The organism is Aeromonas ichthyocola (assembly GCF_046087985.1).
In the GTDB taxonomy this organism is placed as follows: Bacteria; Pseudomonadota; Gammaproteobacteria; order Enterobacterales; family Aeromonadaceae; genus Aeromonas; species Aeromonas rivipollensis.
In genome coordinates this window covers 869,250-892,528 of the sequence record NZ_JBJSWH010000001.1, presented here as the reverse complement: position 1 = coordinate 892,528, position 23,279 = coordinate 869,250, and the positions used below count along the sequence as shown (strand labels likewise).

At 62.9% G+C, this 23,279-nt stretch carries 19 protein-coding genes and 4 pseudogenes; 8 read left to right on the top strand and 15 right to left on the bottom strand.

Annotation, left to right across the window (positions count from 1 at the left end):
• Positions 1-65: 65 nt before the first annotated feature.
• From rlmH to leuS, 6 genes are all read right to left on the bottom strand, one after another.
• Entirely contained in the window at positions 66-533 is a 468-nt protein-coding gene (rlmH, locus tag ACF2JD_RS04260; RefSeq protein ID WP_005329815.1) for a 23S rRNA (pseudouridine(1915)-N(3))-methyltransferase RlmH, read from the bottom strand.
• A gap of 6 nt (positions 534-539) precedes the next feature.
• Positions 540-875 carry a ribosome silencing factor gene (rsfS, locus tag ACF2JD_RS04255; RefSeq protein ID WP_025326094.1) on the bottom strand — a complete coding sequence of 112 codons (336 nt, stop codon included), beginning with the start codon at positions 873-875 and terminating at the stop codon, positions 540-542.
• Positions 876-1,088: 213 nt separating this feature from the next.
• Positions 1,089-1,742 carry a nicotinate-nucleotide adenylyltransferase gene (nadD, locus tag ACF2JD_RS04250; protein WP_427255049.1) on the bottom strand — a complete coding sequence of 218 codons (654 nt, stop codon included), beginning with the start codon at positions 1,740-1,742 and terminating at the stop codon, positions 1,089-1,091.
• Positions 1,743-1,806: 64 nt separating this feature from the next.
• Positions 1,807-2,841, bottom strand: a complete 1,035-nt coding sequence (holA, locus tag ACF2JD_RS04245) for a DNA polymerase III subunit delta (RefSeq protein WP_440986825.1) — start codon at positions 2,839-2,841, stop codon at positions 1,807-1,809.
• A 135-nt stretch (positions 2,842-2,976) separates the two neighbouring features.
• A complete protein-coding gene (locus tag ACF2JD_RS04240; protein WP_106887591.1) occupies positions 2,977-3,459 on the bottom strand; it encodes an LPS-assembly lipoprotein LptE in 483 nt (160 codons plus the stop codon).
• 120 nt (positions 3,460-3,579) lie between these two features.
• Positions 3,580-6,156 (bottom strand): leucine--tRNA ligase, encoded by a 2,577-nt coding sequence (leuS, locus tag ACF2JD_RS04235; protein ID WP_440986824.1) that lies wholly within the window; start codon positions 6,154-6,156, stop codon positions 3,580-3,582.
• Between the two features lie 234 nt (positions 6,157-6,390).
• Between leuS and ACF2JD_RS04230 the strand changes: the two genes are divergently transcribed.
• The gene (locus tag ACF2JD_RS04230; protein ID WP_043129079.1) at positions 6,391-6,873 is read left to right on the top strand and encodes a zinc ribbon-containing protein; all 483 of its coding nucleotides are present in this window, start codon (positions 6,391-6,393) and stop codon (positions 6,871-6,873) included.
• A 214-nt stretch (positions 6,874-7,087) separates the two neighbouring features.
• On the opposite strand, the gene lnt is transcribed toward ACF2JD_RS04230, so the two are convergent.
• From lnt to miaB, 5 genes are all read right to left on the bottom strand, one after another.
• Positions 7,088-8,617, bottom strand: a complete 1,530-nt coding sequence (lnt, locus tag ACF2JD_RS04225) for an apolipoprotein N-acyltransferase (protein WP_168234541.1) — start codon at positions 8,615-8,617, stop codon at positions 7,088-7,090.
• A gap of 198 nt (positions 8,618-8,815) precedes the next feature.
• A complete protein-coding gene (gene corC, locus ACF2JD_RS04220) occupies positions 8,816-9,697 on the bottom strand; it encodes a CNNM family magnesium/cobalt transport protein CorC (RefSeq protein WP_005329827.1) in 882 nt (293 codons plus the stop codon).
• 99 nt (positions 9,698-9,796) lie between these two features.
• On the bottom strand, positions 9,797-10,264 hold the full coding sequence (ybeY, locus tag ACF2JD_RS04215; protein ID WP_440986823.1) for an rRNA maturation RNase YbeY: 468 nt from the start codon (positions 10,262-10,264) through the stop codon (positions 9,797-9,799).
• On the bottom strand, positions 10,261-11,319 hold the full coding sequence (locus tag ACF2JD_RS04210) for a PhoH family protein (RefSeq protein WP_440986822.1): 1,059 nt from the start codon (positions 11,317-11,319) through the stop codon (positions 10,261-10,263). Before ACF2JD_RS04210 ends, ybeY begins: the two co-directional genes overlap by 4 nt.
• A 49-nt stretch (positions 11,320-11,368) precedes the next feature.
• Positions 11,369-12,802 carry a tRNA (N6-isopentenyl adenosine(37)-C2)-methylthiotransferase MiaB gene (miaB, locus tag ACF2JD_RS04205; RefSeq protein WP_106887585.1) on the bottom strand — a complete coding sequence of 478 codons (1,434 nt, stop codon included), beginning with the start codon at positions 12,800-12,802 and terminating at the stop codon, positions 11,369-11,371.
• Between the two features lie 225 nt (positions 12,803-13,027).
• On the opposite strand from miaB, the gene ACF2JD_RS04200 reads away from it, so the two are divergent.
• The 3 genes and pseudogenes from ACF2JD_RS04200 to ACF2JD_RS04190 all read left to right on the top strand — a co-directional run.
• Positions 13,028-14,191, top strand: coding sequence for an FAD-dependent monooxygenase (locus ACF2JD_RS04200; RefSeq protein WP_440986821.1), 1,164 nt, complete (start codon positions 13,028-13,030; stop codon positions 14,189-14,191).
• Positions 14,192-14,224: 33 nt separating this feature from the next.
• The gene (locus ACF2JD_RS04195) at positions 14,225-14,791 is read left to right on the top strand and encodes an isochorismatase family protein (RefSeq protein WP_440986820.1); all 567 of its coding nucleotides are present in this window, start codon (positions 14,225-14,227) and stop codon (positions 14,789-14,791) included.
• A 1,002-nt stretch (positions 14,792-15,793) separates the two neighbouring features.
• Positions 15,794-16,171: pseudogene (locus ACF2JD_RS04190) on the top strand (diguanylate cyclase); the annotation flags it as partial.
• A 51-nt stretch (positions 16,172-16,222) separates the two neighbouring features.
• Here the strand turns inward: ACF2JD_RS04190 and ACF2JD_RS04185 are convergent.
• Positions 16,223-17,140: pseudogene (locus ACF2JD_RS04185) on the bottom strand (LysR family transcriptional regulator).
• 113 nt (positions 17,141-17,253) lie between these two features.
• Between ACF2JD_RS04185 and ACF2JD_RS04180 the strand changes: the two are divergent.
• Both ACF2JD_RS04180 and ACF2JD_RS04175 read left to right on the top strand, forming a co-directional pair.
• Positions 17,254-17,478: a hypothetical protein gene (locus ACF2JD_RS04180; RefSeq protein ID WP_139435796.1), complete on the top strand. Its 225-nt coding sequence runs from the start codon at positions 17,254-17,256 to the stop codon at positions 17,476-17,478.
• Positions 17,475-18,194 carry an HAD-IA family hydrolase gene (locus tag ACF2JD_RS04175; RefSeq protein ID WP_440986819.1) on the top strand — a complete coding sequence of 240 codons (720 nt, stop codon included), beginning with the start codon at positions 17,475-17,477 and terminating at the stop codon, positions 18,192-18,194. The genes ACF2JD_RS04180 and ACF2JD_RS04175 overlap by 4 nt, the downstream gene beginning before the upstream one ends.
• Here ACF2JD_RS04175 and ACF2JD_RS04170 read toward each other — a convergent pair.
• A complete protein-coding gene (locus ACF2JD_RS04170) occupies positions 18,187-18,789 on the bottom strand; it encodes a nitroreductase family protein (RefSeq protein ID WP_111910358.1) in 603 nt (200 codons plus the stop codon). The two genes, ACF2JD_RS04175 and ACF2JD_RS04170, sit on opposite strands and share 8 nt — an antisense overlap.
• A gap of 281 nt (positions 18,790-19,070) precedes the next feature.
• On the opposite strand from ACF2JD_RS04170, the gene ACF2JD_RS04165 reads away from it, so the two are divergent.
• Positions 19,071-20,618, top strand: a complete 1,548-nt coding sequence (locus ACF2JD_RS04165) for a diguanylate cyclase domain-containing protein (RefSeq protein ID WP_440986818.1) — start codon at positions 19,071-19,073, stop codon at positions 20,616-20,618.
• Between the two features lie 244 nt (positions 20,619-20,862).
• A complete protein-coding gene (locus ACF2JD_RS04160) occupies positions 20,863-21,357 on the top strand; it encodes a glycine zipper domain-containing protein (RefSeq protein ID WP_111910356.1) in 495 nt (164 codons plus the stop codon).
• Between the two features lie 56 nt (positions 21,358-21,413).
• Here the strand turns inward: ACF2JD_RS04160 and ACF2JD_RS04155 are convergent.
• Both ACF2JD_RS04155 and ACF2JD_RS04150 read right to left on the bottom strand, forming a co-directional pair.
• A pseudogene (locus ACF2JD_RS04155) lies at positions 21,414-22,369 on the bottom strand (D-2-hydroxyacid dehydrogenase).
• A gap of 117 nt (positions 22,370-22,486) precedes the next feature.
• Positions 22,487-23,238, bottom strand: a pseudogene (locus tag ACF2JD_RS04150) (DUF3530 family protein).
• Between the last annotated feature and the right edge of the window lie 41 nt (positions 23,239-23,279).

Genomic DNA, 23,279 nt, shown 5'->3' with positions numbered 1-23,279 from the left:
TACCACATGGACTATTCCCTGTGGCACTGGGTGTATGAGGGAGTGATGTTCCAAGGGGTCATGGCTCATTCCCTGTGATACGGATGATTGGTGGTAATGCTCCAGGCGCGGTAGAGGCTCTCGGCCACCAGCACCCGCACCAGCGGATGGGGCAGGGTCAGGGGTGACAGGGACCAGCTCTGTTCGGCGGCGGCCTTGCACTCGGGGGACAAGCCTTCAGGCCCGCCCACCAGCAGCGCCACATCCCGGCCATCGAGCTTCCAGGCCTCCAGCGACACGGCGAGTTGCTCCGTGGTCCAGGGCTTGCCGGGAATGTCCAGGGTGACGATGCGCGAGCGGCCGGCGGCGGCCAGCATGGCTTCCCCCTCCTTTTGCAGGATGCGGGGAATGTCGGCATTCTTGCCCCGTTTGCCCGCGCCTATCTCGACGAGTTCGAACGGCATGTCTTTCGGGAAACGGCGACGGTACTCTTCGAAGCCATGCTCTACCCAGGCAGGCATCTTGGTGCCCACCGCAATCAACTGGATCTTCATCGTTCGTTACGCTTGCACCTGGGTGCCACCCCAGAGTTTCTCCAGTTGGTAGAAGTCGCGGTACTCATCCTGCATCACGTGGACGATGACGGAACCCATGTCCACCAGCACCCATTCACCTGTGAGCTGGCCTTCCACGCTGAGCAGGTCGAGCCCCGCATGGCGGGCCTCACTGGCCAGGTTGTGGGCAATGGCGCTGACGTGGCGATTGGAGTTGCCGGAGCAGATGATCATGGTGTCCGTGATGCTGGATTTGCCGCGTACATCCAGGGTGATGATGTCGCGGCCTTTCATGTCATCGATCTTGTCGACGATAAAGGCGAGCAGTTCTTGGCCTTGCAATGTCTTCTCCTATCTTCCGGCGCCAGAGGGCGGCGGATTATATCATGGTCACTCCCGTTTCCCAGTCTGGCAAAGGGGAATGGATCCGGGGCCGCCACCCATGGGCAAGGCAGGCCCCTGTTGATCACTATAGTGCGCAACCGGGCGGGACAATAGTCAAGCCCGTGCCGGGTGCGCCTCAGGGTGTCGGCTGACAAACCCGCGTGGCGCCGCTCACCGGCTTGGCGATGGCTGATAGAGCCGGTGCCGCCGGATGTAGTCGGCGACCGGGGCCGGCAGCAGGTATCTGGGATCCTGCCCCGCCGCCAGCAGGGCCCGCAGCCGGGTGGCCGACAGCTCTATGGGCAGGTTGTCGGCGATCCAGACATGACCCTGACGGTGTCGATGAAGATCCTGCACATCCCGGGTCTGGTGGCGGGCCAGCAGGTTGGCCACCTCGGCAGGGTAATCCGGTTGCCAGCCCGGGCGCTTGCTCACCACCAGGTGGGCATGTTCGAGCAGCTCCTGCCAGCGATGCCAGCCCGGCAGGCCGAGCAGGGAGTCCATGCCCATGAGGAAACAGACAGGGGTATCCGGCAGCTCCTGCTTGAGCTCGATGAGGGTGTCTATGGTCCAGGAGGGGGTGTCCCGTTGCAGCTCCCGCTCATCCACCACGAAGCCCGGGTTCTCCGCCGCCGCCAGCGCGACCATGGCGAGCCGCTGCTCGCTGGAGCAGAAGGGATTGGCGCGATGGGGCGGGATATGGTTCGGGAGCAGGCGCACCTCGGCCAGGCCCAGGGCATCCCGCGCCTCGATGGCGGGCCTCAGATGACCTATGTGGATGGGGTCGAAGGTGCCGCCCAGGATACCGATTGGGGCCTTCAGCATGAGGCTCTTCCTGTCAGATCATGGAGGGGGGCCAAGGGGCCGGCCTGGCATTCGATGGGGGCGCTCAGCATGGATCCGCCTCCAGCAGGGGCAGCGGCGTGCCATCGCGAAAACCCAGGGCTATGGTCTGCAACATCAGCCAGGCCTGCTCGGTGTCGAACCGGCGCTGGGCGTCATCCAGCCGGGCCATCAGCTGCCACAGCTGCTGTATCTTGCCAACGGGCAGCCGGGTCAGGGCCTGCTGGATCAGCTGCTGGCGGCTCTGCCAGATGCGCAACCGGCTGAAGTGTTCCACCAGAGGCTGACCGGCACGGGCGGCCAGGGCCAGCTCGGTGAGCTGCTCCAGCTCCCGGCACAGGGTCCAGGCCAGCATGCCGGGCTCGGTGCCCTCTGCCCGCAGCGCCAGCAGTATGCGCTGGGCCCGGTTCACCTTGCCCTCCAGCAGGGTATCGACGAGCTGGAAGGGGGTGAAGTGGGCGTGGCGTATGATGGTCTCTTGCAGATAGGCGACGCTGATGGGCTGGGGCGGGCCGAGCAGGGTCAGCTTCTCTATCTCCTGGCTCGCGGCCAGCAGGTTGCCCTCGAAGGCGTGACACATGAAGTTGACCGCATCCGGCAGCGCCTTGAGGCCAAAGCGTTGAAACCTCGCACTCATCCAGCGCGGGAAGAAGCGGGGCTCGGGGTGATTGACCGGCACATAGGTGCCGTTCTGGCTCAGCTTGTCGAACCAGGCTGCCTTCATCTGGGTCTGATTGAGACGCCCCCCCGAGAGCACCAGCAACAGGTCGGGATGAAGCTGCTTGCCGATTTCGGTGATGCGGGCGGCCAGATCCTTGTCCACTTTGGCGGGCAGCTCCAGCTCGATGATCTGGCGGGCGGAGAAGAGACTCATGGCCTGGCAGGCGTCATAGACCTGATTCCAGTCCAGCCCCTGCTCCACGACGAAAGTGTGGCGTTCATCGAACCCCTGTTTGCGGGCCACCTGACGCACGGCGTCTATGGCCTCGAGCTTGAGCAGCGGCTCGTCACCAAAAACGAGATAGCAGGGCTTGAGCCCTGCCTTGAGATGGTCCGCAAACTGCTCGGGATAGATCCGCATCAGCACTTGCCCTGGTTGAGTTGGTATTCCGCAGACTGTTTTGGGCAGACTCGCATCAGAACTTGACCTGGCTCAGGTTGATGGATCACCAGGTCGGCGACCTGCTCGGGGTAGATTCTCATCAGGATACCCGCATCAGAACTTGACCTGGCTCAGCTGGCGGATCACCAGGTTTGCGGCCTGCTCCTGCATCTCCTTGCCAAGCTGTTCCTGCTCGCGGGAGGAGGCCAGCGCCGCATCCGGCTTGTTCAGGAAGCTGCGGTTGAAGGTGATGGGGAAGACCTGGGTCGGCTTGCCCGGCATGGAGACGGTGAACTGGGTGCTGTAACCCAGCAGGTACTCGCGGTCCTGGCCGATGGAGTCGACGGAGGCAACCTGGCTGCTGCTGCTCACCCCGGACAGGGTCAGCACCGGAATGCCTTCCTTGTCAGCCAGGGTCACCCCCGAGGCCTTGAGGCGGGTGGTGACCAGACGATAGAAGTCGCTCTTGTTGTCACCGACCACCTTCATGGTCATCAGCTCGGGGGGAATGGCGGTTCCCCGCATCTGAAAACCGCAGGCCTGCAGCAGCAGGCCCGTCAGCATGATGGCAATCCAGCGAGTGAGGGACATGCCCATGTGAATTCCTCTTTGCATCAAGTGAAGAACGGCGGGCGCTTGCCCGCCGTCACATATAGATTCAGACCCTGCCGCCCTCCTCCCCCGACAGGGGGAGGAGGGCGGGAGTGCTGGTCATTCTCAGTTTGCGACTATGTTGAGCAGCTTGCCCGGTACATAGACCACCTTGCGCACTGTCAGGCCTTCGGTGAACTTCTGCACCGAGGCATCGGCCATGGCCAGCTTCTCGACGTCGGCCTGGCTGATCTCGGCCGGCACTGTCAGCTTGCCGCGCATCTTGCCGTTGATCTGTACCACCACCAGCTTCTCGGTCTCGACCATGGCCGCTTCATCCGCCACCGGCCAGGCCGCGACGTCTATGTCCCCTTCCTTGCCCAGCATCTTCCACAGCTCGAAGCCGATGTGCGGGGTGATGGGGTAGAGCATGACGACGACGGCTTCCAGCGCTTCCTGCATCAGGGCGCGGTCCTGCTCGTCAGAGCCCAGCTTGGCCAGGTTGTTCATCAGCTCCATGATGGCGGCGATGGCGGTGTTGAAGGTCTGACGGCGACCCACGTCATCGCTCACCTTGGCGATGGTCTTGTGCAGCTCGCGGCGCACTGCCTTCTGCTCGTTGGAGAGAGCCGCCACATCCAGCGCGGCAACGGCGCCACCGGAGACGTGCTCGAAGGTGGTGCGCCACAGGCGACGCAGGAAGCGCTGGGCGCCCTCCACGCCGGAGTCGGACCACTCCAGGGTCATGTCGGCCGGGGAGGCGAACATCATGAACAGGCGGACGGTATCGGCGCCGTAACGCTCCACCATCAGCTGCGGGTCTATGCCATTGTTCTTGGACTTGGACATCTTGGTCATGCCGGAGTGGATCACCTCGCGGCCCTCAAGATCCACGGCCTTGGTGATGCGACCCTTGTCGTCACGCTCCACCTTGACGTCGGTCGGGCTGACCCAGACGTTGCCGCCCTTCTCGTCCTTGTAGTAGAAGGCGTCGGCCAGCACCATGCCCTGGCAGAGCAGGCGCTTGAACGGCTCGTCGCTGTTGACCAGCCCTGCGTCACGCAGCAGCTTGTGGAAGAAGCGGGCGTAGAGCAGGTGCATACAGGCGTGCTCTATGCCGCCGATGTACTGATCTACCGGCAGCCAGTGGTTGGCAGCAGCCGGGTCCAGCATGCCCTTGTCGTAGTCCGGGGAGCAGTAGCGGGCGTAGTACCAGGAGGACTCCATGAAGGTGTCGAAGGTATCGGTCTCGCGGAAGGCTTCCTGGCCGTTGTAAGTGGTCTTGGCCCACTCGGGGTCGGCCTTGATCGGGCTCTGGATGCCGTCCATCACCACATCTTCCGGCAGCAGCACCGGCAGTTGATCTTCCGGGGTCGGCACCACAGTGCCGTCAGCCAGGGTCAACATGGGGATGGGGGCACCCCAGTAACGCTGACGGGAGACGCCCCAGTCACGCAGACGGAAGTTGACGGTACGCTTGCCGTGGCCGAGGGCTTCCAGCTTGTTGGCGATGGCGTCGAAGGCGCCCTGGAAGTCGAGACCGTCAAACTCGCCGGAGTTGAAGAGTACGCCCTTCTCGGTGTAGGCGGCGGCGCTCACGTCCACTTCACCATCGGCGGGCTTGATCACCGCCTTGATGTCGAGGCCATATTTGGTGGCGAATTCGAAGTCACGCTGATCGTGACCCGGCACCGCCATCACGGCGCCGGTGCCGTAGTTCATCAGCACGAAGTTGGCGACCCAGACCGGTACCTTGCGGCCATTGAGCGGGTGAATGGCGTAGAGGCCGGTGGCCATGCCCTTCTTCTCCATGGTCGCCATGTCAGCCTCGGCGACCTTGGTGTGCTTGCACTCCTCGATAAAGGCAGCCAGTTCCGGATTGCTGGCAGCAGCCTGTGCGGCCAGCGGGTGACCGGCGGCAATGCCCACATAGGTCACGCCCATGAAGGTATCAGGACGGGTGGTGTAGACCTCCAGCTGCTCATCCTGACCGTCGATATTGAAGCTGATGTTGACCCCTTCGGAGCGACCAATCCAGTTGCGCTGCATGGTCTTGACCATCTCCGGCCAGCCTTCCAGATTGTCGATGTCGTTGAGCAGCTCTTCGGCATAGTCGGTGATCTTGATGAACCACTGGGGGATCTCTTTCTGCTCCACCGGGGTGTCACAGCGCCAGCAGCAGTTGTCGATCACCTGCTCGTTGGCCAGCACCGTCATGTCGTTCGGGCACCAGTTGACGGAGGAGGTCTTCTTGTAGACCAGACCCTTCTCGTAGAGCTTGGTGAAGAACCACTGCTCCCAGCGGTAGTAGTCCGGCTTGCAGGTGGCCAGCTCTCTGTCCCAGTCATAACCCAGACCCAGCATCTTGAGCTGGTTCTTCATGTATTCGATGTTTTCGTAGGTCCAGGGCGCCGGTGCAGTGGCGTTCTTGATGGCGGCGTTTTCCGCCGGCAGACCGAAGGCATCCCAGCCGATGGGTTGCAGCACATTCTTGCCATTGAGCCGTTGATAACGGGAGATCACATCACCTATGGTGTAGTTACGCACGTGCCCCATGTGTAGACGACCAGACGGATAAGGGAACATGGAGAGGCAGTAGAACTTTTCCTTGTCTACTTTCTCCACGGCCTTGAAGGTTTTCTTGGCATCCCAGTGCTTTTGCACTGCTGGTTCTATGGATTGGGGAACGTATTGCTCTTGCATTGGTGACATCCGGATCTGTGAAATGAATAGATAAATCAGCTGGGAAATCCCGATAGAATACCCATATCCTGCGGCGGCAACAACCGCCAGCATCCGCCCAGTCTCAGGCCGACCCGGGCAGCATCGAGGTTTCGCGGAGCAGCAAGGGTGACAGAGGGCGGCAACCACCGCCAGCACGGCTCAGTCTCTGGCTCAGGCCGGGCACGATCAGGGTTCAGCAAAGGAGTAATGGCCATGGACAAACGTCGACAAGGGTATGAAGCCTTCATCGCCCAGCTCAAGAAGCAGTGGGAGGAGACCGAAGAGTTTCAGGGGGAGCGCCTCAACCGGATGATCGCCAAGGTACAGGCCTATCTGGAGGCGGCCGGCGATCTGACCCAGGACGAGCTGGCGCTGATCGCAGAATACGTGAAGCGGGATCTCGGCAACTACGACGAGAGCCGTGCCGAGGTGCCCGAGTCCGCCTTTATGCTGGCATTGAAAGACACAGTGTGGTCCTGGCTGGCGGACGTGACAGACCGCGCCCAGGTGGAGTGGAGCGAGCTGGCGGACGAGCTGGAACACAAGGGGGTCTATCGGGCCGGCGACTGGGTGGGGCTGGGGGTGCTGGTGTGCGATCACTGCGAGTGGCGCCACACTGTGCTGCACCCGCAGCAGCTTGGCACCTGCCCGGAGTGCGGGGCCGACGAGTATCACCGGGAGCCGCTCTCCCCTTGAGAACCTGCCCACGATCTTACTGCGAGGCCGTGATCAAGGCTCATGTGCTGCTCAGAATCCTCATGTATTCACATACACTCCGGTTCCTGCGCTGCTCTTTACCTTGCTGACGACCTCTCGTCACAGCTCGTGAACAGATTCGGAGAGAGTGTCAGATCGCTATATTGAGAAGAGGCGCCCCATGGGGCGGCTCTTTTATATGAGCCAGGCTGGCTTAACGCTGGCGAGCCCAGGGATGGGCGCGGGGCCGCAGCACCAGCGCCAGTCCGAGCAGCAGGGCGGCCAGCGCGTACATGGGCCAGCTGCCAAAACGCAGATAGGGGGTCGAGCCGTGGGCAGGGCGCACCTCGGCACGCAATACCCCGGCCTCGAACTGGGGGATCTGGCCTATGATGCTGCCGTCGATCTCTGTGACTATGGTGATGCCGGTGTTGGTGTCACGCAGCAGCGGGCGAGCCAGCTCCAGGGCGCGCATCCGGGCAATTTCCATGTGCTGCCAGGGGCCTATACTGGTGCCGAACCAGGCGTCGTTGGAGACCGTCAGCAGGAAGTCGGTGTCCGGCTGGACGTTGCGGCGCACCTCGTCCGGGAAGATGATCTCGTAGCAGATGGCGGCGGCAAACTTGAGCCCCTTGGCGATCAGATTCGGCTGCACCTCGTCGCCCCGGCTGAAGGAGGACATGGGCAGGTTGAAGAAGGGGGCTATGGGACGCAACAGATCTTCAAAGGGCACGAACTCGCCGATGGGCAGCAGGTGGTACTTGTAGTAGCGGTTCTTGTGCTCGTAGTGATAGGACTCCTTGCCGTCCAGATCCTGCACCCCCATGCCGAGCACTGTGTTGTAGAAGCGCTGCTGCTTCAGATCGTAATGGATGATCCCCGCCAGCAGGCCGGTGTCGTTCACCTTCATCGCCTTGTCCAGGCTCTCCAGATAGGTGCCCATCTCCTTCTCGATGGCCGGGATCGCCGATTCCGGCCAGATGATGATGTCGGCGTCCTGGTTCTCGCGGCTGAGATCCTGATAGGTACGCACCGTGGGGATCAGGGCCTCGGGATCCCACTTGAGGGACTGGGCTATGTTGCCCTGTACCAGGGCCACCTTGACCGGCTCGCCCCGGGTCACCCAGTTGAGCTGCATCAGCCCCTGGGCGGCGCCAACCAGCACGACCGGCAGCAGCAGCCAGGCCGGTTTGCGACTCTGCCAGGTGAGCCAGAGGGCGGAGGTGGTGAGCAGCAGGGCGAGGGTGATGCCCTGCACCCCGAGAATGGGAGCGAAGCCCTTGAGGGGGCCGTCTATCTGGGTGTAGCCAAACCAGAGCCAGGGATAACCGGTCATCACCCAGCCCCGCAGCCAGTCGGCCATCAGCCAGAGCGCCGGGAAGGCGAGCAGCCAGCGGCTCCAGTGGCGGCCGCCAAAGAAGCGGGCGAAGGCCCAGCAGGCCAGGGTCGGATAGAGGGAGAGATAGGCGCAGAGGCCGGCCAGCAGCACGAAGGCGGCGGGCAGCGGAATGCCGCCAAACTCCGTCATGCTGACATGGATCCACCACTGTCCCGGCAAAAACAGCCCCATGGCATAGCCGAAGCCGCGCCAGGCCGCCTGCTTGGGGTTGGCCTTGTCCAGCAGGGCATAGAGGCCGAGCAGGGAAAGGATCACCAGAGGCCAGTAGCCGAAAGGGGAGAAGGCCAGCACGGCGATGGCGCCAGAGGCCAGGGCGAACAGGCTTGTCAGAAGTTTCGATTTCACGGGGGATCGGGGCTCGAATTGGGCTGAATAAAAGTGGAATGGCCGACATCTTAACCGCAAACAGCGCTAACGGCGAGCCTCCCGGCCAGCCGGATGTCGAAGGGGGGCGCAGCAGGGGAATGGGAAGGGGCGGGGGCGGCAGAATGACAAACGCCCCTGAAAGCAGGGGCGTTGATTGACGGCGCGAGGAGCGCGGGATCAGGACTCCGGCTGGGCCGCCGCGTGATTCTCCGGGATCTTCACCTGCAGTTGCTGCAGGCGGCGACGGTCCGCGTGCATCACCTTGAACAGGTAGCCGTCCAGCTCTATCTCCTCGCCCTTCTTGGGCAGGTGGCTGAAGGCATGCATCACCAGGCCGCCCACGGTGTCCACCTCTTCATCGCTGAACTGGGTGCCGAAGAAGTCGTTGAAGTCCTCGATCTCGGTCAGCGCGCTGACGGAGAAGACCCGTTTGCTGATGCGGCGGATCTCTTCCGGCTCATCCTCGATGTCGTCAAACTCGTCGTCTATCTCGCCAACAATCAGTTCGAGTATGTCTTCTATGGTCACCAGACCGGAGACGCCGCCGAACTCGTCCACCACTATGGCCATGTGGTAGCGCTCTTCGCGGAACTCCTTGAGCAGGCGGTCGACCCGTTTGCTCTCCGGCACTATCACTGTGGGGCGCAGGATCTTCTCGAGCTGCAGCGGCTCGCTGGCGTGATGGCCGCCAAAGCCGAACGGCAGCAGATCCTTGGCGAGCAAGATGCCCTCCACGTGATCCTTGTCTTCGTTGATCACCGGGAAGCGGGAGTGTCCGGATTCGATGATGACGGGCAGGAAGTCGTCCACAGGCTGGGACTTCTCTATGGTCACCATCTGGGAGCGGGGGATCATGATGTCACGCACGCGCAGCTCGGCAATTTCGAGCACGCCCTCGATCATGTCCTTGGTGTCCTGATCGATGAGGTCGCGTTCTTCCGCATCGGCGATGACTTCCACCAGATCATTGCGGTCTTTTGGCTCGCCCTGGAAGAGTTGGCTGAGCTTGTCGAGCCAGGTTTTCTTCGGCGAGCCGGTACTAGGGTGATCGTCGGTCATTTTCTCTCTTGGTTACTCGTGTGAACATTCGGGATGTTGTCTTGCCGATATAAGGATGGCGGCTGTCTGTTTCAAGACGGTGACCCCCTTACCGGCCTGTCACTCTTCTACGTCGTCGAGGTAGGGATCCGCAAAGCCGAGCTCCTGCATGATGTCGCGCTCGAGCTGCTCCATCTCCTCGGCCTCCTCGTCATCGATATGGTCATAACCTAGCAGATGCAGACTGCCGTGCACAACCATGTGAGCCCAGTGGGCCTCGAGGGGTTTGTTCTGCTCGAGGGCCTCGGCCTCGACCACCTGGCGACAGATCACCAGATCCCCGAGCAGGGGGAGTTCCATGCCGGGAGGAGCCTCGAACGGGAAGGATAGCACGTTGGTGGGCTTGTCCTTGCCGCGGTAGGTGAGGTTGAGCTCGCGGCTCTCCGCCTCGTCCACCAGGCGTACCGTCACCTCGGCCTCCTCCTGGAAACCCAGAATGGTGCCATCGAGCCAGCCTTGCAGCTGGGCTTCGGTCGGCAGGCCGTCGGTGCTGGCGCAGGCCAGCTGCAGATCCAGGGTCACGCTCATTGGGCACTCTCTTTGCTGGTGTTCTCGTTGCGGGTATTGGGGGCGCTCTTCTCGGCCGCCTGCCGGGCGTCAAACGCCTCGTAGGCCTGCACTATGCGGGCTACCACGGGATGGCGCACCACGTCCTTGGATTCGAAGAAGTTGAACGACAGGCCATCGACCCCCTGCAGCACTTCAAGGGCGTGGCGCAGGCCGGATTTGGTGCTGCGCGGCAAGTCCACCTGGGTGATGTCGCCGGTGACCACCGCCTTGGAGTTGAAGCCGATGCGGGTCAGGAACATCTTCATCTGCTCCGTGGTGGTGTTCTGGGCCTCATCCAGGATGATAAAGGCATCATTCAAGGTTCTTCCGCGCATATAGGCGAGGGGCGCCACCTCGATGATGTTGCGCTCCATCAGCTTCTCGACGCGCTCGAAGCCCAGCATCTCGAACAGGGCGTCGTAGAGGGGGCGCAGGTAGGGATCCACCTTCTGGGAGAGATCCCCGGGCAGGAAGCCGAGCTTCTCACCGGCTTCCACCGCCGGGCGGGTCAGCAGGATGCGGCGGATCTCCTGGCGCTCCAGGGCATCCACGGCGGCGGCCACCGCCAGATAGGTCTTGCCGGTGCCAGCCGGGCCAATGCCGAAGCTGATGTCGTGGCGCACTATGTTGCTGATGTACTGGGCCTGGTTCGGGCTGCGGGGCTTGATGAGACCGCGCTTGGTCTTGACCGTCACCTCCTTGCCATAGGGCTGGCTCGGCGCCTCGTCATCGTCCTGCTCCAACACCCGGGACTCCTGCACCGTCAGGTGCACCATCTCGGGAGTAATGTCGGTCACCTTGCCCCCCTTGAGGGGCTGGGTCTCCACATAGAGGTGCTTGAGGATGACGGCCGCCGCATCTATCTGGGCCTGCTTGCCGAGCAACTGAAAGTGGTTGTCACGGTAGCTGATCTCGATGCCGAGACGGCGCTCCAGCTGCTTGAGGTTGTCGTCAAAGGGGCCGCACAGGCTGGCGAGACGCAGGTTGTCGGCGGGTTCCAGGTGCAGGTTCAGGGTCGAGATGTGTCGGCTCAAGGTGTCCTCGTATCGGCTGTTCCCCCCGCCCTCGGGAGGGGGGAGAAAATTAATGGGGTCTGAAGGCCGCCACCCCGAGATCATCGGGGACGTTGTCCGGACGGCGAGCCAGGATTTCGCTCGGCGCCGTGGCGATGCGCAGATTCATTTCGTCCTCGCCGCGGATGAAGCGACCACGCAGGGAGTAGGGGCGCACGTCGGTGATCTCCACGTCGGCGAAGCCGCCGATGAGGCGGTGCGGGCCTTCGAAGTTGACCACCCGGTTGTTCTCGGTGCGGCCACTGAGCTGCATGGGATCCATCTTGGAGGGCCCCTCCACCAGGATGCGCTGCACCGAGCCCAGCATGGCGCGGCCGATGAGCATGGACTGGTGATTGATCTGGTTCTGCAGGCGGGTGAGGCGGGCCTTCTTCACCTCCATGTCGACGTCGTCCGGCAGATCGGCGGCCGGGGTGCCGGGGCGCGGGCTGTAGATGAAGCTGAAACTCATGTCGAAGTTGATCTCCTCGATGAGCTTCATGGTGGCCTCGAAATCCTCGTCCGTCTCGTTCGGGAAGCCGACGATGAAGTCGGAACTCATGGTGATGTCGGGACGGGCGGCGCGCAGGCGGCGGATCTTGGACTTGTACTCCAGCACTGTGTGGGGGCGCTTCATCATGGTCAGGATGCGATCCGAGCCGCTCTGCACCGGCAGGTGCAGGAAGCTGACCACTTCCGGCGTGTCCTTGTAGACCTCGATGATGTCGTCGGTGAACTCGATGGGATGGCTGGTGGTGTAGCGAATGCGGTCGATGCCGTCGATGGCGGCCACCAGGCGCAGCAGCTCGGCGAAGGTGCAGTCATTGCCATCGAAGGTCGGGCCGCGGTAGGCGTTGACGTTCTGACCGAGCAGGTTCACCTCGCGGACCCCCTGCTGGGCGAGCTGGGCGATTTCGTAGAGCACGTCGTCGAGCGGGCGGCTCACCTCCTCGCCGCGGGTGTAGGGCACCACGCAGAAGGAGCAGTATTTGGAGCAGCCTTCCATGATGGAGACGAAGGCGGTGACCCCCTCGGCACGGGGTTCCGGCAGGTTGTCGAACTTCTCAATCTCGGGGAAGGCAATGTCCACCTGGGCACCGCGCCCCTCCTGGACCTGCTTGATCATGGCGGGTAGGCGGTGCAGGGTCTGGGGGCCGAAGACGATGTCCACATAGGGCGCACGTTGGCGCAGGGCTTCCCCTTCCTGGGAGGCGACGCAGCCACCCACCCCTATCACCAGTCCCGGTTTTTTCAGCTTGAGCTTCTTCCAGCGACCGAGCTGGTGGAACACCTTCTCCTGGGCCTTTTCACGGATGGAGCAGGTATTGAGCAGCAGGACGTCTGCCTCTTCGGGCTCTTCGGTCAGGGTGTAGCCGTTGCTGGCATCCAACAGATCCGCCATCTTGGACGAGTCGTACTCGTTCATCTGGCAGCCCCAGGTCTTGATATGAAGTTTCTTGCTCATCGCTACTCTTGACTATTTTTGCTATCGACAGGGTCAAAGGACCGGCCATTTTACTCTTCAATCCTGGTGCTGACCAGTCTGGGGCCGCGCCGCCGCCAGATGGCCTGGCCCGTCGCGGCAATTGCCCGTCTGACTCACTGTTTATCCGGTCTCCTTGCGTTATCATGCCCCATTCGGTTCGCCCCTCTCTCCTTGTTCGGGGCGACCCCTTGCAGGAATCAAGTTATGGAACAGTGTGATATCGCCATCGTCGGCGCCGGCATGGTGGGCGCCGCCACCGCCTGCCTGCTGGCGGCAGAGGGTCTCAACGTGCGGGTCATCGAGACCCGGTTGCCGGAACATTACGCCCCGGATCAGCCGCTGGATCTGCGGGTCTCCGCCATCAGCCAGGCCTCGGTGGCGCTGCTGGACAAGGCCGGCGCCTGGTCGCACCTGCAGCAGATGCGGCTGTGCCCCTACCGCCGGCTGGAGACCTGGGAGCTGGACGGCTTCGCCACCCGCTTCGACTCGGCGGATCTGGGGCTGCCCCAGCTTGGCTACATCATAGAGAACCGTCTGGTGCAGCTCGCCCTGCTGAGGCGAATGGAAGATTTTCCCAATATCCAGACCCACACCCCGGCGGCTGTGGTCCGGCTGCAGCAAAGTGCCGAGCACGCCAGTCTGCTGCTCGACGATGGTACCGAGCTGCAGGCGCGCTGGGTGCTGGCCTGCGATGGTGCCGAGTCGCTCACCCGCCGCCTCGCCGGGATAGGGGTGTCGCGCTTCGAGTACCGCCAGCACTGCATGCTGATCAACATAGATACCGAGTTCGAGCAGGAAGACATCACCTGGCAGCAGTTCACCCCGAGCGGCCCGCGCGCCTTCCTGCCCCTGCCGGGCCGGCACGGCTCCCTGGTGTGGTATGACAGCCCGGCCCGCATCCGGGCGCTGGCCGCCATGGGCAATGAGGCCCTGGCCGCCGAGGTGCGCCGTCACTTTCCGGCCCGGCTCGGTGGTTTCCAGGTGACCGGCAAGGGGAGCTTCCCCCTGGTGCGCCGCCACGCCAACCATTACCACGCCGGCCGGGTTGTGCTGCTCGGCGATGCCGCCCACACCATCAATCCGCTGGCGGGGCAGGGGGTCAACCTCGGCTTCAAGGACGTGGCCTGCTGGGCTGAGTTGCTCGGCAAGGCGGGGGCTGACTGGCACGACATCAGCCTGGCCAGCCGCTACGAGCGCCGTCGCCGCCCCGACAACCTGCTGATGCAGTCGGGGATGGATCTCTTCTACGGGGTGTTCAGCAACGACATAGGGCCGCTGCGCCTGACCCGCAACCTGGCCCTGACCCTGGCGGACAAGGCGGGCCCGCTCAAGGAGATGGCGCTGCGCTACGCTCTGGGGCTGGTGTAGGCAGCAGGACATTGACGACGAGGAGGCAGAAGCATGAACAAGGCATTGCTGGTGATCGACTTTATCAACGACATCGCCCACCCGGACGGGCGCATCGCCGCCTCGGCGGCCCATGTGCAGGAGCAGGATGCCATCCTCCATGCCAACCAGGCGCTGGCCCATGCCCGTGCCAGGGGCTGGCTGGTGGTGCTCATCAAGGTTGGCTTCGACGGCGGCTATCTGCTGCAACCCAAGGGCTCCCCCATGTTTGGCCGGGCTCACCAGCAGGGCACCCTCTCCCTGGCCGATAGCGGCACCGACTTCCACCCCGAGCTGGATGTGCAGCCCGGGGATCTGGTGCTGACCAAGCCCAGGGTCAGCCCCTTCTACGGCACGGCGCTGGAACCCGCACTGCGGGCCAATCGGATCGATCACCTCTATCTGTGCGGGGTGAGCACCGGCTGGGCCATTCAGGCCGCCGCCCGGGATGGCCACGATCGGGACTACGCCATCACCATACTGGAAGATGCCTGCGCCGCCGCCGATGCCAATGAGCACCATGCCTCCCTGCGCCAGCTCGGTCGCATCGCCGAGGTGATCAAGGTGGCCCAGCTGGCTTGATCCCCGCGGCAGGCGGAGCTTGTTCACTGTTTTGACATTTTGTCTGCAGCCCGCTGTCGGGCCGCAGCTTTATTATCTGCTGACTTAATTGTTAATAGATGGCGGTATGCCACTTTTGCCACAGGATGGCCATCATGGTGGATGATATACAGAGGCCGCGAAGTCACTTCTCCGAGCGGGCTCATTATCTGGCTGCGCTGCTGGATTCGCTGGAAGACCAGATATCGGTGATAGATCGGGGATGGCGTGATCCATTACACCAATCTCGCCGAGCTGTTTGCCGAGCAAAACGGCATGCCAAAGGGATATAACTGGATTGGGGTCAATCCTATATTGGCAGGCTTGTGACGCTGAATCCGAGCCCTCGGGATTGGCTGCCGTAGGGGGATCCTGGCAGGGTTATCCGTCATCAGCAGGAGAAGTTCTATCTGGAATACCCCTGCCACAGCCCCGACACCCAGCGCTGGTTTATGATGCAGCAATTGGCGCGGCAAGCTGATCCCGGGCTGGTGCTGGCCGGGATCTTCATTTCATTGCCCATATCAATATTACCGAGCGCCAAGCTCTTCTTTCAGAGCAGGAGGCGGACAGCCTCTCCCAACATGATCCCTTGACCGGGCTGGCCAATCGGCGGCTGTTCAACAGCTTTTTGCAGATGACCTCCTGGCGAGGACGCGTGAACATACCCCGCTCAGATGGGTGGATAAGTCCCTGCAATGACCATCTTGCAGTCCTGCTAGCTGCCAGCTGGTGGGCCATCTTTATCTTGCAGGCCGGGGGTGGGCCATGGCCGCCGATGCCCCTTCGTCATGGTGGTGACGAGTTTGCCCTGCGGTACGTCGTTGTTGGGTGAGGGCAATACCGATCACTGTTTCAGATGCGGTCCCAGCGGATTGGAGAGGATGGCGTCATCCGCCTGGAATAGGCCATCCCGAACGACTGGCTGGGCGTCACATCGAGGGTGTGCAAATAATATGGCGGCCGAGGGGATCAGCTTAGCGTCACAGCCCGGATACCCAGCGCTGGTTCATGATGCCTCCGCCACCTACACGGCACCGAGCAACTGCAGGAGCTGGACATGGCCTACCTCTCCCTGCACGACCCGCTGACCGGACTGGCCAACCGGCGGCTGTTCAACAGCTTTCTGCACAACGAGTGGCGGCGCAGCATTTATTGCGCCCATCTCCTTCATCATGCTGGATCTGGACAACTTCAAGCTGTGCAACGACCACTTCGGCCATCAGGTCACTGCGCAGGTGGGTCAGCTGCTGACACCTGAGCGGGCCACCGATCTGCCGTGCCGCTTCGGCGGCAGCGAGAAACTTGATCCTCGGCGACACCGCCCCCTTGGGGGAGGCCATTCGCGTCGGCACGAGAGAGCGTGCTTATCCCTTTGGCTGGCCATTTGTTAGTCACCAGCAAGGGTTGGTTTCAGCGTTCAGGCGTGGCCGACACCGGCAGGGGATGGCTATCGCATGCGACCTGCCTCATCGATGAAGTGATCCCGGATGGGATCGGCAAAGTCCGGATTCCATACCATGCTGACTTCCCACTCGGAGCAGGGGCCGGAGAGCGGATAGAGGGTGACATCGGGCCCGCGATAAAGCTGACGCTGCGTGGCAGGATGGCGTTGCCTATGCCCGCCGCGACCAGCGCCACCAGTGTCTGGATATCCTCGGCCTCCTGGATCATGCCGGTCAGCCGGTTGGCGCCGAGAAAGCCGGCGATCTGCTGGCTGAGGCCGGGGCAGCGGTGGCCCACCATCTGCAACAGGGGTTGACTGGTCAGTGCCTGCTGGACGTCGAATGCGGCCGGGTCTGGCCCGGTCATTCGTGGCTCGGCACCGCCAGCACCAGCCGGTCGATCAGCAGTCTGTGCTCCTGCAGCTGCGGCGCCTCTGGGCCTGCGCATAAAGCCAAGCTGCAGCTGGCCCGCCAGCAGCAGATCCTGCTGGATGGCGGAGGTCATATCCTGCAGATGGACCATCACGTCCGTGACCTGCTGCTTGAAGCTGGCCACCAGCGCAGGGGCCAGCGCGAAACTCGACAGGCCGAACCCAATCTTGAGGCGCCCGGCGGCGCCACTCGCCAGCGCCAGGGCGTGGTGCTCGAATCCCTTGCCGTGTTCCACCAGGGCGCGGGCCTGGGGCAGCAACTGGGTGCCGATGGCGGTCAGCTCTGCACCATGGCGGCCCCGGTTGAACAGGGTGCTGCCGAGCGCCAGCTCCAGCCCCTGGATCTGCTTGGTCAGCGCCGGTTGCGTGATGAAGAGCCGACTGGCGGCCTCCCGGTAGTTGGCGGCCTCGGCCAGCATGACGAAGGCCTGCAGTTGCCTTAAGTCGAATTTCATTCCATTTGGTTATCCAATGTGGCGATTTATTGATTATAAATTATCTAACTGCCTTGTTCTAATGGTCTCGAAACGGGCCTTTTGCCCTCTGACCAGCCACAAGGAGTCATGTCATGTCGAGCGAACGCTATCTGTTCTTGATCAAGGGAAGCCTGGTAATGGCCCAGCCACTGGCGGCGCCTGAGACGGGTGAGCTGTTGACCAGCCTGTTGCAGCAGGGATTTGCCGTCGGGCCCCTGTCGGTGTGGGCGAGCAATACCGAGCAGGCGCTCGCCTGCTATGAGCAGTCGGCCCAGCGGCAGGCCTTCGTCGACGTGCTGGCGGGGAGAACCGCATGACCATGCTCACCCTGAGGGCCGAGGCCCTGCTGTTGGACATGGACGGCACCCTGGTGCACTCCACCACCGAGGTGGAGACCGTCTGGCGGCTCTGGTGCCAGGGCCATCGGCTGGATCCCGCGCCTGTGCTGGCCATGTGTCACGGGGTGCGCTCGCGGGAGGTGATCCGCGCGCTGGCGCCACAGCTGGATCTGGCCCGGGAGGTGGCGCTGCTCGACGAGCTGGAGATCCAGCATGCGGAGGTGGCCGAGGCTGTCGCCGGGGCCCGCACCCTGCTGGCGGCCTTGGCGCCGGATCGCTGGGCGCTGGTGACCTCCGCCAGCCAGCGGGTGGCGCGGCACCGCCTGACCAGTGCCGGGTTGCCGTTGCCAAAACTATTGATTGGGGCAGAGGAGGTGGAGCGGGGCAAGCCGGATCCCGAGCCTTATCTGCTCGCCGCGCGCCGGCTGGGTCTTGCTCCCGCCGACTGCCTGGTGTTCGAGGATGCCCCGGCGGGGATACTCAGCGCCCTGCAGGCCGGTTGCCCCGTGGTGCAGATCGGGGGCGACAGGCGGCTCGACCCGGCGGTCGTGGCGGTGATCCCCGATTGGAGTCAGGTGACTGTGGTCGCGAAGGAAGCAGGCCCCTTGTTGGTGACGCTGCCGACCCGAGAGGCGGGCGACAAAAAGCCCCCGGCGAGCGAGGGCTTGAGCGGGCGAGACCCCGGGACTATTTGAAGACCCGGAAGCGGACCTCGTCGTCCATGAAAGTCTTGTCACCGGCCGGTTGCTCTATGCTGCCAAAGGGCATCTGGGCACGCAGCAGCCAGCTGGCGGGCAGATCCCACTCCTTGCGAACCGCTTCGTCGATCAGCGGGTTGTAGTGCTGCAAGGAGGCGCCTATGCCTTCCTGGGCCAGGGTGGTCCAGACCGCAAACTGGGCGATCCCGGTGGCATGTTCGGACCAGATGGGGAAGTTGTCGGCATAGAGGGCGAATTTCTGCTGCAGATCCTTGATGACGGCGGTGTCCTCGAAGAACAGCACAGTCCCGAAACCGGCGCGGAAGCTGCCGTTTACCTTGGCTTCGCTCTGGGGATAGGCCTCTGGCGGCACAATCTTTTTCAATTCAGCTTTGACGATGTCCCACAGCTTGTGGTGCTGCTCGCCAAACAGGATGACGGCACGGGAGCTCTGGGAGTTGAAGGAGGAGGGGCTGTGCTTGATGGCATCCTTGATGAGGGCCGTCAGCTGGGCCTCGGAATGGGTCACCTGGTCACCCAGGGCATAGATGGTACGACGTACTTTGATCTGTTCGATAAACGGACTGCTCATAACATCTCCTTGGTTGATGAATCGTTGCTGCCAGCGTTGCCGACAAAGGTCATCTGGCTCCGATTTCTCGAGTCATGGACTATAACACCTTCTGTGCAAGAAACCGTCAACGCTGGGTGATGACTGTTTCTACTTTTTATGGATATTCAGATGCCGAAACCGGGTATGGCCCCTTGATGTCTTTATTGTCATTAACCTTGGGTGTTAATGACTTCAATCAATATAACGGTGGTGTTTTCCACTATAAAATTCATGTTACGTGACATTTTATAGAGGGTGGCATGCCTGCAACTATCATCAAGGAACGCTACTACATACTGACGCCGCTGTCGTTCCTGCTCGGTGCCCTGGTGCTGATCGCCACCCTGTTGCTGGCGGCGGCCAGCTACCTGCGCAGCATAGACAAGACCCTGGCCGGCTATGACCACATGCTCACCTCCATAGACGCCACCCTGATCCACGAGATGGTGCTGGCCAATCGGCGCCAGCTCGGCGTGCTGGAGGCCTCCCTGGACAAGCAGGCCATCGCGAGGGGCGACTCGGCCATCAACGGGATCTGGGCCATAGCCCACCAGTTCAAGCACGACGCCCACTTCCTCTACTTCTACAACGCCCGCTTCGACCGTCTCGACAGCTATCCCGACTGGCCGGTACCGACCGACTATCAGGCGCAGAGGCGCCCCTGGTATCAGGCCCTGGCCAGCGACAGCGGCGAGCTCATCTGGTTTGGTCCCTACCAGGAGTTCGGCAGCGACGCAGAGGTCCTGACCCTGATCAAGCGGGTCAAGGATGACGAGGGGCAACTGCTGGGCCTGCTGATGGTCGACATGTCGTTCAACTCGCTGCAGGCGGCGCTGCAACGGGCGATGGGCAGCGACCAGGCCGCCCTCTACATCACAGAGCGCAAGGATGGGCGGCTGGTGGTGGGACACAACCTGTCACTGCTGCCGGCGGTCTCCGGTGCCTCTAGCCAGGGAGCCGGGCTGAGCGTGATCCGCAAAGGCTGTCACCTGAGGTTGCCGCTGTCGGATATCGCCTGGGATCTCAACATCTATCTGCCCCCCGCCCACTTTCGCGGCAACCTGCAAGATACCCTGCTGATGGTGGTGCTGCCCGCGCTGGCGCTGCTTGCCATCTGGCTGTGCAGCCTGCTGTTTCTGGTGCGCATCTTTCGCCAGGAGCAGACCCTGGTGCAGCGATCCCTCTGTGGCCTCGTTCAGGATGAGGCGCTGATGGAGATCCAGCTGCGCCAGCGCACCTGGTTCGTGCACGGCAGCCTGGGGGAGATCCATCAGGTGAGAAACAGCCTGCAGCAGGGGCAGGATGCCCTGCTGCACGATCCCCTCACCGGCATCATGAACCGGCGGGCCTTCGAGCAGGACAGGGCCAGGCTGGCGCAGGAGGAGAGGCCCCACTGGCTGGTGCTGTTTGATGTGGATAGCTTCAAGCGCGTCAATGACAGCTGGGGGCACGGGGTGGGGGATGGGGTGCTGTTCCGGGTGGCCACCATAATGGCAAGAACCCTGGGAGAGGCTCAGGTCTACCGCATCGGGGGGGATGAGTTTGCGGCCCTGCTGCCCTGGGAGCAGGAAGAGGTCGAGGATCGCCTGACCCATCTGCTGGCCCGGGTGCGGGCGCTGAAGTGGCGCGAGTTTGAGGAGAGCATCACCCTGAGTGCGGGGGGGGCTCGCTACCCGGATGACGCCGATGCCCTGCTCGATCGGGCGGATGAGTGTCTGTACCAGAGCAAGCGGCAGGGACGGGACTGCTGGCATCTGTCAGCCACTTCGCCTCCCTCCAAAGGGGCTGTAGTGACAGTATCTGTCTGACCGTCATCGGGAGAAAAAGGGCCTGAATGGCCGAGAAAGGGGTCACAGTGGGGATAATTTCCCATGTGACCTTTTTTTTTAATTCATTTTCAGTCGGTTAGCCCATGTGATTGAGCCATGTCGCGAAGCAGAGACAGTCAGCCTGTCGGCGAAGACGCCGTAATCCCGGTAGCGTAGTCCGGGACGCTTTGTATAGTGCAGGGAAAAATAATCAATCAGACATCAGGTTTGACAGGAGTACCCCATGGAGATGAACAAATACGGCATGAGCGCAGTGGCGCTGCTGGGCGCGCTGCTGTTGGGCAATGGTCAGGCGCAGGCGTCCGAGACCCTCAATACCATACTCGGTGGTGGCGTCGGCGGCGTCGCGGGCACCATGATAGGCAAGCAGCTGGGGGGCGACACCGGCGCCCTGGTGGGAGCCGCAGTCGGCGGTGCGGCAGGCGGTGCGGCCACGGCCGACAGGGGCAACAAGAATGAGGCTGCCCTGGGTGGCGCCGTCGGTGCCCTGGGTGGTGCAGCCATCGGCAAGAGCGTGGGTGGCGATACCGGTCGCCTGATCGGCGCCGGCATAGGCGGGGCCGGTGGCTCTGCCATCGGTGCCAGAACCGGCGATAGCCACGAGTCCAACAACGACTACCGGGGGGGGCACCGCTACCGGGGTGACAACGGCTATCACAATGGCCACCACAAGCATCACAAGAAGTACAAGAAGCGCAGATGGCACGACGATGACTGATGTCATCCCGAGCATAATGAAAAAGGGGCCAGGGGCCCCTTTTTCGTCTCCGTCGTTTAGACCAGGCGGTGCTGGCGCCTGCCGAGGGCGAAGGCGTTGATGTTGTCGATAAGCTGATCCGCGAGACGCTGCATCGACTCCTCGCTGGCCCAGGCCACATGGGGCGTCAGGATGAAGTTGGGGTAACGCAGCGCCTGCATCAGGGGGTGGTCGGGGGGCGGTGGCTCGACGCTTGCCACATCGAACCCGGCGCCGCCGAGGCGACCGTTGCCGAGCGCCTCCAGCAGGGCCTGCTCGTCCACCAGGCCGCCGCGGCCCACGTTGATCAGCAGGGCCCCCGGTTTCATCATGGCCAGCTCCCGCTCCCCGATGAGGTGGCGGGTGTAGGGGGTGAGCGGGCAGTGCAGGCTGATCACATCCGAACTCTGCAGCAGGGCCTCCAGGGGCAATCTGTCTTCATCCCCGGGGGCGCCGACCTGGCTCTGGGCATAGAAGACCTCCATGCCGATGGCGCCGGCTCTCTGCCCCAGGGCCTGACCCAGGGTGCCCTTGCCTATGATGCCGAGCCGCTTGCCGTGCAGATCCATGATGGGGTGATCGAAGAAACAGAACTGGCCGCTCTGCTGCCAGCGCCCCTCCTGCAGGGACTGGCGCCAGGCGAACAGGTTGCGTGACAGGGCCAGCATCAGAGCCATGGCGTGTTCGGGAACCGAGGGGCCCGAATAGTTGCGGATGTTGCACACGGCGACATTGGCGGCGCGGCACGCCTCCAGATCCAGGTTGTCGCTGCCGGTGGCCGCCAGGGCGATCAGGCGCAGGTCCGGCAGCCGGGCCAGCTCGGCGGCCCGATGCGTACCTTGTTGATGATGGCGATGCTGGCGTCTTTCAGTCGCTCCACCACCTGCTCGGGGGCCGTGCTCGGGTAGCTCTGCCAGTGATGGGGAAAGTCGGGGTGGCGCAGGGTGATGCCGGTATCCAGGGTATCGCTGTCGAGAAACACAATTTGCTGCATGGAGCCTCCTGCCGTTGAGGCGTTCATGATGCCAAACATCGGCGACCGAGGGCCAGTTTGCTGCGCATCAATGGCTTGGCAATCGCGCCGGATGTGAGGCAGGCGGCATTTTTCGGGTCAGAGCCAGCCCAGATGGGTCAGCCAGCCCTGGATGCGCCCCGGCGTTTCGTCCAGCTCCATCAGGGCGTAGGGGCGGTAGTTGAGCTTGTGGCTGCGGCGGCTCTCGCTCTTGCGCGCCTCGGCGGCCAGCAGGGGCCAGCGCCCCCCGTCTTCCTGATAGAGATCCAGGGTGGGAATGCTGGCCTGGGCCACCTGCTTGGCCAGGGTCTGGTTGCTCAGCTGGTTGGGAAAGAAACCGTCGAGCAGCACCAGGGCATCGGGGGCGGGCAACTGCTCGCTGGTGATGAGGTTGGCGGCCCAGGCCGCGCTGGTGCCTTGCGCCAGCAGCAGCTTGAAGCCGCCCTCCTGCAGCTTGGCGTCACCTAGCTTGACGATGCGCTCGGCAAATTGCTGGCGAAACGTCGATGGCCTGCTGCTTCTTCTCGGCGGCAGGGTCCAGTTCGGTCTGCTGGGGCGAGGGGAGCAGCAGCAAAGTATCGAAGCCGAGCCGGCCAAGGGCCCGGGTCAGCTGCCACAGCTGGCCGCTGCGCTGCCAGTCGGGCAAGAGGATGGCCAGCCCCACATAGCTGTCGCTGTCGTGCTTGGCGAACAGCACTGTCTGCTTGTCGATCTGGGTGCTGTTGGGCAGCCCCTGCCAGTCGTTGTTCTGCCAGTAGATCGAGCGGTGTCAGCGGTGTGCCCTCGCTGGCCTGCAAGGGGTTGCTCGCCAGCAGGGTCAGTAACAGCAGTGATAAGAACAATCTGGCCATATGCGCTCCCCCGGTTATTCGGGTTAGCGGCGGCGGCCGGA